This is a genomic window from Aeromonas sp. Prich7-2, from assembly GCF_017939255.1.
Taxonomy (GTDB): domain Bacteria; phylum Pseudomonadota; class Gammaproteobacteria; order Enterobacterales; family Aeromonadaceae; genus Aeromonas; species Aeromonas caviae.
This window is the reverse complement of record NZ_JAGKRI010000017.1, coordinates 21,845-32,364: the sequence shown is the minus strand read 5'-3', so window position 1 is coordinate 32,364 and position 10,520 is coordinate 21,845. Positions and strand designations below refer to the sequence as shown.

The 10,520-nt window shown below is 63.4% G+C and carries 9 protein-coding genes; 1 reads left to right on the top strand and 8 read right to left on the bottom strand.

The window, feature by feature from the left end; translation table 11 throughout:
• The first annotated feature begins 109 nt into the window (after positions 1-109).
• Positions 110-670, top strand: a complete 561-nt coding sequence (locus J9892_RS04590) for a hypothetical protein (protein WP_080988556.1) — start codon at positions 110-112, stop codon at positions 668-670.
• A gap of 72 nt (positions 671-742) precedes the next feature.
• Here the strand turns inward: J9892_RS04590 and J9892_RS04585 are convergent, their stop codons facing one another.
• The 8 genes from J9892_RS04585 to mukF form a co-directional block, all read right to left on the bottom strand.
• On the bottom strand, positions 743-1,234 hold the full coding sequence (locus tag J9892_RS04585) for a histidine phosphatase family protein (RefSeq protein ID WP_200164167.1): 492 nt from the start codon (positions 1,232-1,234) through the stop codon (positions 743-745).
• Positions 1,235-1,576: 342 nt separating this feature from the next.
• Complete coding sequence (locus J9892_RS04580; protein ID WP_042879252.1) at positions 1,577-1,885, bottom strand: putative quinol monooxygenase; 309 nt, start codon at positions 1,883-1,885, stop codon at positions 1,577-1,579.
• 265 nt (positions 1,886-2,150) lie between these two features.
• Positions 2,151-2,636, bottom strand: coding sequence for a GNAT family N-acetyltransferase (locus tag J9892_RS04575; protein ID WP_049636016.1), 486 nt, complete (start codon positions 2,634-2,636; stop codon positions 2,151-2,153).
• A 16-nt stretch (positions 2,637-2,652) separates the two neighbouring features.
• On the bottom strand, positions 2,653-3,126 hold the full coding sequence (locus J9892_RS04570; protein ID WP_052816254.1) for a cupin domain-containing protein: 474 nt from the start codon (positions 3,124-3,126) through the stop codon (positions 2,653-2,655).
• A gap of 288 nt (positions 3,127-3,414) precedes the next feature.
• Entirely contained in the window at positions 3,415-3,801 is a 387-nt protein-coding gene (locus J9892_RS04565; protein ID WP_052816256.1) for a septal ring lytic transglycosylase RlpA family protein, read from the bottom strand.
• Between the two features lie 150 nt (positions 3,802-3,951).
• Positions 3,952-8,379, bottom strand: a complete 4,428-nt coding sequence (mukB, locus tag J9892_RS04560) for a chromosome partition protein MukB (protein WP_104452958.1) — start codon at positions 8,377-8,379, stop codon at positions 3,952-3,954.
• A 45-nt stretch (positions 8,380-8,424) separates the two neighbouring features.
• Positions 8,425-9,162 carry a chromosome partition protein MukE gene (gene mukE, locus J9892_RS04555; protein ID WP_029314572.1) on the bottom strand — a complete coding sequence of 246 codons (738 nt, stop codon included), beginning with the start codon at positions 9,160-9,162 and terminating at the stop codon, positions 8,425-8,427.
• Complete coding sequence (mukF, locus tag J9892_RS04550; RefSeq protein WP_039040724.1) at positions 9,143-10,462, bottom strand: chromosome partition protein MukF; 1,320 nt, start codon at positions 10,460-10,462, stop codon at positions 9,143-9,145. Before mukF ends, mukE begins: the two co-directional genes overlap by 20 nt.
• Between the last annotated feature and the right edge of the window lie 58 nt (positions 10,463-10,520).

The following is a 10,520-nucleotide window of genomic DNA, read 5'->3' as shown; positions in this document are numbered from 1 at the left end:
GGACACGCCGTTTTAGCCTGTGGAGGCGTGGTGCAATCAGGCCGCCCGATGAAGCAGGAACCCGGTACTGCGCGAGCAGCTATCACCCAGTAATGGGAATCCCCCTCCTGTGACGCGAAGCGCTAAGGTGGGGGAGGATGTCAACAACCACAAATACGCCGAACAGCTGGAACGCTCCGGCTGCACCCAGGTGACCGAAGCCCAGGGCTGCGATATTCACAAGAGCAAGGCGGAAAACGCCAAGGCAGGATTTGGCACCGCCGCCCCGGCCGCCGACGGCGGATTGAACATGAGCTATGAGCAGAAGCTGGAGCGCTCAGGCTGTACCCAGGTGAGCGAGCTCAGCGGCTGTGACATCAACAAGAGCAAGGCCGAGAACGCCGCCGCCGGATTTGGCGCCGCCCCCGCAGCGGCCAGCGCCAGCCCCTACGCCGGCAACGGGGTCGCCACCTTCCCCGAGACGGGCGCCACGGTCGCGAACATCCGCATCGATGACAAGGATCAGGTGTGGGTCAACGACAAGCAGGTCAGTACCAGGAAATCCGACGGCGCCCTGGTGTTCAAGGAGGGCATGGTCATCTACACCATCCAGGGGGATCGCCGCCTCAAGGGAGAAGATGGCTGGGTCGACAACGATGCGGGCACCAAGGGGCCCATCGCGGCCAAATGACCCCGTCACCATCACGACAAGGGGAGCCGCGGCTCCCCTTGTCGTTTCTGCATGCCTGCAACCGACGCCCCCCTACCTCTTCTTCGGGAAGTCCAGCACGGCCACCACCGGCGAGCAGGACGGGAGCGCCGACCAGGAGGGGGCGTCGAAGATGAAGCGGGCGACGGCACAGGTCGGCATGCGAGTGATACCGGAGGAAAAGCCATGAGCCAGGTCGGTGAAGGCAGGATCATGACCCACCAGCAGTACGCAGGCGAGATCATCTGAAAGCTCCCCCACCACCCCGAGAAGGGTCCCGGCATCGCTCTCGTAGAGGCCCTCGTCGATGACGATGCGGTCCGGGGAATAACCCAGCTCCCCGGCAAGCAGCCGGGCGGTCGTCAGGGCCCGGCAGGCGGGGCTCGAGAGGATGAGATCGGGCTTCACCCCAAGGTGCGCCAGACGAGCCCCCATCAGGGGCGCATCGCGCAGCCCGCGCGCAGCCAGCGGACGAGCGCGGTCAGACAAAGACGCGTCTTCCCAGCTCGACTTGCCATGGCGTACCAGGATCAGGGTTCTTCTCATGACGCACTCCCTGGTTGATCAGGGCCACAGGCGGCCCCTCAGACAGCCCCCCGTTTGCCAGCATGAAGGGGCAGGAGCACCATGGTCAGCAGCACACCTTCTACCCCCCAGCCTACCTGTTCCCAGTGTACTGTCTCCCCGGTCAGCATGCCGGTGAGCAGCACAGTGGCGCAGATGAGGGTCCAGCCGGTCAGGTGGAGGAAGGACTCCCCCGGTAGCAGCGCTTGATCAGGATGGGGTTCAGGGCCATGGCCACACAGCCGAGCAGGTAGATGCGATTGCCGGGAGCGAGGCTGAAGGCAAAAAGCCCGATGAGGGGACCATCGGGCTCTGCGGCAAGGATCAGGGGCTCACTTCTTCCATGAAGACAAGCCGAAGGGGTTCGGCCAGCAGTTCGTCCGCCTGGCGAGCGAAAGCCTGGAAATACGCGGTCTCACAGTGGGCATCCAGGGCGGCCTGACTCACGAAGGCTTCCCGCATGTAGAAGGTGCCGGGTTCATCCTTCAACTCGAACAGCACGTAATCGAGGTTGCCCGGCTCCTGGCGAGTGGGGTCAATCAAGGTAAGCAGGGCATCGCGAAGGCGCTCTCCCATGCCGTCACGGGCCTTGAGCACTGCGATCGATACCAGTTTGTCTGTCTCTTTTTTCATCCAGTTTTCTCCGTTGTACATCGTCAACACGCCAGAGAGTGCAACCTGGACAGCGATTTATACTGCCGGATGCTCCCCCATCAGACGTTGCCCAGTGTAGGCAGGACGGTGGGGGCCATATAGGGGGGCAGAATGAACACTGTGTTCAACGGGGTGGATAACCACGCCGTGCACGGAGGAACAAACGAGCGGGAGGGATCATGGCGCAAAGGGTGGCAACGGGACCCGCCAGGAGGCGGCACGGCTTGCGGCCCCCTGGTCCAGGCTAAGGGCCTGCAGACCAGCGCTCAACGTCAAGGCAATAGGTGGTGAAAGGGTGTTCGCCCAGGCGCGTTTTCCTCACCCAGATGGCCCGTCTGGCGAGGGACAGATAAGGCGGGCGGGTATCCAGCAAGTGAAAGAGTATCGTCCGATGGCCAAGCTCCCTCGCCCACCCCATCATCTCGTTGAAAATCGCCACGCCGCTTCCCCAGCCGGCCTTGGCGAGCACGATGGCAAGCTCCACCCCCTCGTCATCGGGCTGGATACCGCACCACCCCGCCAGGGTGCCGTCGAGGAAGATGGCGCGCACGCGGCAACCTGGCCGGGCGTCGACTCCCAGCTTGTACGCCATCCAGTCGCGCACCCCGGCCACATCGAAAAGCGGGTGAGGGATCAGGTGCTTTCGCAGCGTCTCGTCGTTGAGCAGCGGCAGAAAATCCTCTGCCCTGACAGCAGAAAAGGGGCTGAACACCATGGAGGTCTCTCTCATTGCCCGAAGAGGCACCCTAGTAGGGGGTGCCATCCTTGTGTCTGGCTGACCAGGCGCCATCGGCACCCTGTACCAGGGCCAGATCGTCGTCGGGATAGTCGACGGTGTCCCCTGGCAGCCTGTCCCCCACCTCGAGATAGACGGCGTCCACCTCACCGTGGTTGAGCAACTGGTGGGCCAGGCCGCTGCCCCCCTTGAAGCCGATGCACTCCCCCGGCGACATCCGGTACTCCTCCTCCCCGTGGCGCAGGGTGGGATTGCCCGAGAGCACATAGACGAACTCGTCCTGCAGGCCGTGATGGTGCTTGAGCGCCGAGATGGCCCCCGGTGCCAGGGTCGTCAGGTTGACCCCGAAATTGGCAAGGCCGAAATGATCCCCCAGCCTGCGCCGGGTGCGGTGCTTGACCAGGGAGGCAAAGGGCTCCGGATAGAGGGACTTTGCCTTGTGCTCGGGGATGGCCGTTGCCTGAATGGCACGCTTGTCAGCCATGTTCTGATCCTCCCAGTGAATGACGTCTCTCTTTATAGCCTGCGCCTTAGCGGCGAAACATGGGCAGGGGGTTGAAAGGGTGTCTCACACACCATGCCATGCCCGGTTGCCGCCAGATGGCAAAGACACCCTGTTTTTCGTTTGGCTATCTTAATGGCACACCGGAAAATGGGAAGTCGCGTTGGCGACCTCACCAATGGAATGAAGAAGATGGCCCGCGATCACCGGGAAATGCCCTCTTCCAGCGGCCCGGGTATGGAGGGGCACCGGCACATGCAGACCCGGTGACTAGAGCACCTCAATCCTGACCTTGATAAGCCCGGATCGGGGATTGCCGATGGCGCTGAACGCCGCCCTGGAGAGATCGATGATGCGCCCTCGGGGGAAATTGCCCCTGTCGTTGACCCGCACCACCACGCTCTTGTCGTTGGCGAGGTTGGTGACCCTCACCAGGGCGCCAAAGGGCAGTGTCATGTGGGCGGCGGTGTTGGCGTGGCGCTGGTAAGGCTCCCCGCTGGCGGTGCGCTTGTTGTGGTAGCGATCGGCGTAATAGGAGGCAAGCCCCGTCTGGGTATAGCCTCGCCAGTTGCCCGCACTGCCTGCATCAGGGTGGCTGCTGCAGGCGGCCAGCAGCAGGCACAGAGAGGCCAGCAGCCCTTTTTGTCGCGTCGTCATGCGTTGCTTCCTCGATGGGACAGAGCGACCAGCATCGCCAGTCAGGCTTCCGTTAACAGGGGCCTACTCTCTCACATTTCCCATGGAAAACGGGAGGCCCAAGCCTCCCGTTTTGCGTATCGCTCCGTCAGCCCCTGTCAGGGGAAGATGTCAGGCGATGAGCTTGTCGTCGGCGAAGCCAAAGCCGCGCAGCCCCACTACATGCACATGCTCGTGCTTGCCCTGCACCTTGCGGATGAGCTTGTAGGTGGTGCCCTTCTCGGGGCTGATGTTCTCCGGCGCCGCGATGAGGAGCTGCATGTCCTGCCGCTCGCACAGCTCGAACAGGGTGGCGATGGATTTGCCATCAAGCCGTGCCGCTTCGTCCAGGAACAACAGGCGGCAGGGAGCGATGTCCTTGCCGCGCAGACGGCGGGACTCCTCCTCCCAGCTGATGAGCACCATCAAGAGGATGGCCTGACCGGTGCCGATCGCCTCGCCGGTGGAGAGGGCGCCGCTCTCGGCCCGCAGCCAGCCGTCAGCCCCGCGCTGCACCTCGATCTCCAGCTCCAGGTAGTTGCGATAGTCGAGCAGCACGTCCCCCATCACCTGATAGTTGCGCTCCCCCTGCTCCACCTGCGGGTTGAGACGCTGGAAGAGCTTGGCCATGGCCTCGGAGAAGCTGAGCTCCTTGTCGGCGAAAAGATCGTTGTGCATGGCGCTCTGATCGGCGAGTGCGGTCAGGAGGCGAGTGTGGGCCTCGCGGATATTGACGTTGAGACGCACCCCGCGCACCAGACCGAAGGCGATGTTCTGCAGGCCCTGGTTCAATACCCGGATGCGGTTCTGCTCCCGGCGGATGATGTTGGTGATCTTGGCCGCCACCTCGTGGGAGGAGAGGGACAGATGGGTTTCCCGCTGCTTGAGCTCGTCGGCGAGGCGCGCCAGCTCGATCTCCATCTCCTCGATGGCTTCCACCGGATCGTCCGAGCGGATGATGTCGTTGCGGATGCGATCTTTCAGGTAACGGTAGACCTGCACATAGAAGGCGACCTTCTGCTCGGTGCTGCGGTTGCCTTCCGACAGACGCAGCGCATCGCGCAGGGCCTCGTCGTGGGCCACCGCCACCCGCAGGGCGCCGAGGGCCTTGTCCGACATGGAGCGCAGCTCGTCGCTGTCGAGGTACGCCAGCTCGCGCTTGTTCAGACGCTTCTCGACGTCGGTCTCCCGTGCCAGACGCACCACCCGCGACCAGCTCGCCTTGTGACCCACCAGGGATTTGCGGGCGCTGTAGTAATCCTTGCCTTCGAGCTTGAGACGACCGCCAAGGGACTCGATTTCGCGCTTGCACACCTGCAACTGGGCCTCGGCGCTGGTGCGGCGGGTCCGGGTGCGGATAAGCAGCTCTTCAATCTCTTTCTTGTGGGCACGGGCCTTCTCTTCCATGTCATCCGACAGGGTCAGCCCCATGGCCGCCAGCTCCTGCTCGAACTCCGCCAGGGTCTGCCCCTTGGCCGAGGCGCTGGAATCGAGCGCCGTGCGCAGTTGCAGCGCCTCGGTGTGGCGCTGGGTGATCTGCTTGTGCTGCTCACCGGCGGTGCGGGCGGCAAGCTCTGCCGCCTTGAGCTTCTCTTTGAGTCGCTCGCTCATCTCGGAGGCCTTGCCCAGCAGATCTTGCGCATCCTGATAGGCAAAGTGCGGCAAACGGGCCACCAGCTGATCGAGGGCGTAGCAACGGCGCTTCTGCTCGGCCAGCAGGTCGCTCACCTCGTCAAAGGCCGCCTGCAGGGCCGCCAGATCCTGGGGATCCTGGCGCAGCACCTGCACCATGGTTTCCAGTTTTTCCAGCGCCTTGCCGTGCCTGGCGATAAAGGCTTCGGCTGTTTTAAGGGCCTCCACATCGGCGTGAGCCGCCTCGAGGCGGGCCGCCAGGTCTGCCTCGGCAAACAGGTGGGCAAAGGGCAGCATCCCCTGCACCAGCTGGATATGGCGGGTCAGCTGGGCGGCGGCGGCTTTGGCATCACTCAGCTGCTTGTCGCACTCGGCGATGGTTTCTTGCAGCTTGCGCTGCTCGTGCTGCTTGGCCTGCACCTCGGCTTCGGGGTCCGGGCGGAAGGCGATATCCAGATGCTGGCCGATAAAGTCGCGGAAGTGGCCGTAGAGACGGTGGTACTTCTGCTGCTCGAAGGCGGCCTTGGCGTAGCCCTCGATGAGGTTTTCCCGCTCAAGATCGAGCTGCTCGATCCGTTTTTCCCGGGCGGCGCGGCCAAACAGCGGCAGCTCGGGGTAGCGGGAGAAGCGCACCTGACGTTTGCTGGTGCGCACCAGCACGGCGTCCCCCAGCTCATCAGCTTCCACCAGATCCTCGTCAAAGGAGTCGGGGTTGCCCTGGATGAGGTAGATATCTTCCGGGCAATCTTCCAGCTTTTTCAGCCGCTCGATGGCGCCTTCGAGGTCGAGCACCACCAGGGCGCTGCGAGCCGGGCCGTAGAGCGCGGAGTAGTAAGGGGCATCATCGATGGAGATGTCGTCATAGACGTCCGAGAGCAGCACGCCCCCCACCTGCTCGGCGATGCGGGCAAGACGCGGATCCGCCTCGCCGGCACCCAGCTGCAGGTTGCGAATTTGCATCTCCAGCGCCTGTTTCTGGCCCTGAATGCGGTTGCTCTCCTGCTCGAACTCCCGCTCCTTGTCGAGCACGCTCTGCATGCCGGAAGAGAGTTCTTCGGCGGTGGCCAAGGCCAAGCCACTCTGCTCGCGCAGTTGCTCGAGTTTTTCAAAGGATTTGAGCCAGCGCGGGGCCAGCTTGGTCAGCTCCGCGATATCGCGACCCAGCTGAGTACCCTGATGCTCGAGGCTGGCGCGGCGCTGATTGGCCTCTGCCTGCTGCTCGGAGAGCTCCTCCTGGCGGGTGCGCTGGGCTTCGAGGAAGATCTCCAGCTCGTCCTGGCTAGCAATGTGCTGACCAGACGCCTGGGCCAGCTCGTCTCGCAGCCGCAAGAGCGTCTTCTGGCTTTCGCTCTCTTTCTCGAGGCGAGCCAGCGCGGCGCGCAGACCCTGCCCCTGGGCAATGCGGGCCTTGTCTTCGATGTGGCGCTTGAGCAGCGCCTGCGCGGTGGGCCAGGCAGCCTCGCGCACTGTCTCGGGTGCGATGCTGAGCAGCAGCGTCAGCGCCGCTTCGTGTTCGGCCACCGCCGCCTTGGCCAGCGCCAGCTGCTGCTCGGCCCCCAGCACCCGGCTGGTGAGGCTCTGCTCGGCTGCGCGGAACTGGTGCAGGGTGTCGCTCGCCTGCGCAGGCTCGAGCCCCGGCAGTTCGCACTGCTCGCGGGCGTTTTCCAGGGCCTGCACCGCCTGACGGTACTGGATGGCGCGGGTCTGCTGGATATCGAGCGCCTGCTGGTAGTCGGCCAGCTGGGTCTTGAGGCTGTCCACCTCTGCCTGGGCCAGCTCCTTGCGCTCCTCCACTTCCAGCAACTGGCCGTGGATCTCTTCCACCACCGCCTGCTGCTGCTCGAGCTTGTCGTTGAGCTCCGCCAGATCGGCGCGATAGAGGGCAATCTTCTTTTGCAGGGCCACGGCCGCCATCACCTTGGCCAGGTGCTCGGCGGCGGACTCCAGCTCGTCGGTCAGGAGCTTCTCGCGGTTGGTGAGCTGATCCACCTCGTCCGCCAGATAGATGGCGCGCTGCTTCTCCTCGGCCAGCAGACGGCGTTTGCCGGCGAGCTCAGAGCGTGCCTTGAGGGCCAGCTCGGAGAGACGGCTCTTCTCGGCGGCGCCCCGCACATACTCCGCGGCCACATAGTGGGTGGTCTCGGTGATCAGGTTCTTGAAGAGATCCCGCTGACCTTGGGTCTCCTTGATGGCTTCCAGGGTGCGGCGGTTCTCGTAGATGGCCGCCTCCATGTCCTGGAACGCCTTGCGTACCCCGGAGTTCTCCGGCAGCAGGTATTCACGCAAGGAGCGGCTGATGGAAGACGAGATACCGCCGTAGAGGGAAGCTTCGATCAGGCGATAGAACTTGCCGCGATCCTTTTGATCCCGCAGTTTCTTCGGGGTGATGCCGAACTCGAACATGAAGTTGTGATAATCGGTCACCGTATTGAACTTGGCGACCTTGATGGCGCCGAGCTCCGCTGCCGCCCCCTTCAGATCAGCGAAGGCACGTACCCGACCCTTGCCGTCGTCGAGCTTCTCCAGCAGCAGATCCGTGGGCGCCAGGTGTTCGGGCACATCCACCAGGGCGAACGGAGTGATGTTGACCTTGTTGTCACGGTTGGCCACCTGTTCGAGGTGCACACCGACCCAGATCCGCTGCTCGCGGCTGTTCATCACTTCCAGCAGCGAATAGCAGTGGCCACGCTGCAGCTTGCCGTAGAGCCCCTTGTCGCGGGACGCGCTGGAGGAGCCCGCCTCCGTGGTGTTACGGAAATGGAGCAGTGACTGGTCGGGAATGAGGGCCGCGATAAAGGCCGCCATGGTGGTGGACTTGCCCGCGCCGTTACCGCCGGACAGGGTCGTGACCAGCTGGTCGAGATCGAAGGTGCGGGCAAAGAAGCCGTTCCAGTTGACCATGGTCAGGGATTTGAATTTGCCTCTCACGCCACACTCTCCATCAAACCGGCAGACACCATCAGTGCCGGCACATTAACGTTGCAGATCATCTTCCACCTCCAGCTCCAGCTGCTCTTCGTCCAGATCCTCTTCGATATCCTCGAACAGGGAATCGCTGCTCGGCATCTCGTCGTCGTGGAAAATGGCCTCCCCTTCCTGGATCATCCGCAGTTGCACCGCGCGGGGATCCTCGTCGGAGCGCACATCGGCGGCGAAGCGGAACACGGACTCGTTGACCCGGAATTTGTCGCTGTTGCCAAGGGGGGTGATCATCCCGAGGCGCTTGAGGCGACGCATGGAGGTGCGGATTTTCTCGAGGAGCTTCTTCTTGTCCAGATCCGTGCCGCCGGAGCGGCTGTTGACCATGCGCAGCAGTTGCTTCTCGTCCGCCAGACTCAGCACCTCTTCTTGCAGCTCTCCCATGGCGAACACCCCTTCAGAGGCGAGCCTGTCCGGGCTCAGGAACAGGTAGCAGAGCACCTTGCCCACCAGCATATCGAGCTCAGATAACACTGTTGTACCGATGTCGGCGCTCGGGCGCGGACGCAGGTAGAAGAAGCCTTCCGGCGCCTTGATGAGTTCCACCTGATAGCGGCCGTAGAAGATCTCCAGCTCCTGGTGGTACTCCACCAGGGCAGAGTGCTGCTCGAATTCGTCGGCACTGATGTGGCGACCGGAGCGCAGGGCGGTGTCGATGCGCGGAAACAAGGGGTTGGCGATGGCCTCTGCGAGGCGCAGGGGCAAGGGGAATTCAGTATTGATCGATGACATAGGCCTGAACCTTGGATCCAGCTTGGTTGATGGGTTTCCATGCGGGTTGGCGGTGGTGCTCGCGCTCACCGCTGGCATGGCCGAGACGCACGGCCTGATCGATCAGGAGGCGCGCCACGTCGAAGTGGGCATGGGCCGGGTAGTCCAGCAGGTATTCCCGCAGCACGTCGGCAAGATCCAGCCGATCTCCCTGCTCCGGATAGCGGGCCAGGTAGCGCTCGATGCGCTCCGCCAGCTCCTGGTTGATGTCCACCATCTCTACGTACTCCATCTCGAGGGGCACCTCGCCGGTCACCTCCTCGTCGTGGATGGCGATGGTTTCATCCCGCAGCTCCAGCAAACGGGGCTCTTCGGCCACCCGCAACAACCAGCTGTGCTGCTCGAAGTTGCGGATGGATTCCCGCAGCCGCTGGCTGAAGGCGCGGTTCTTGTCCATGTCGATGGCGTTGCGGATGAACTTGTGGACGTGCCTGTCATAACGGGACCAGAGCTCGATGCACTGCTGGCCCCAGGCGGTGATGACATCCAGACGCCCCTGCAGGGCGTGGGTCAGCTCCTCGACGTGGAACAGATCATCGCGCCCCTGGGCCGCTTCCTGAATGTTGAGCAGCCCCGCCTGCAGGCGGTGGCCGGCGGCGTCCAGGGTGTCCTGCAACTCGCGCAGGGTCTGGCCGGTCTCGTGCAGGAGCTTCTCGCAGCTGTGGATGGCATCGACCCAGTTCTGGGTCAGCAGGGCCGCGATCTCGCTCTTGACCTGGTTTTGCTGCTCGTCCATGGCGCGCTGGGTGAGATCGATGCGCCCGAGCGTCTCTTCCAGGGAGAAGGAGAGACGCGGCAGCACCTCGGCGTCCCACTGCTCCCGGGTGTTGGTCTCGAGCGCCGCCTTGCGGGCGGTGTCGAGCTCGGCCGCCAGGTGCTCGAGCAGGATGGAGAGCTTGATGGAGTCCACCTGGCGCTGATCCATGAAGAAATCGACGATGCTCATGCCAAGGCGCGACAGGCGGTAGAGGCTCTCCCCCGCCACCATGTCGGTGGTGAAACGCGACAGCAGTTGCTGACGAATGAGATCGTTGATGGCGTTGTTGGCGCGACCGGTGAGGGTCTCGTCCATCTGGCCGAAGGCACTGCTGACATAGCCAAAGGCATCGTGCAGCGCGGCCTCAGAGAGATCAGACTCGTCCTCGGAGAGCGTCTTGATCGCTATCAGAAAGGCCAGCCTGTCGGTGGGGAGGTTCAGCGCCAACCCCTCCTGTCTGACCCATCCCACCGTCTCTGGCAGGGTACGGGATGTACTCATCATGACGTTATCATCTCGTTGTTATAGTCGGCAGGTCTTCGCCCGCCGTGGTGATATAGGC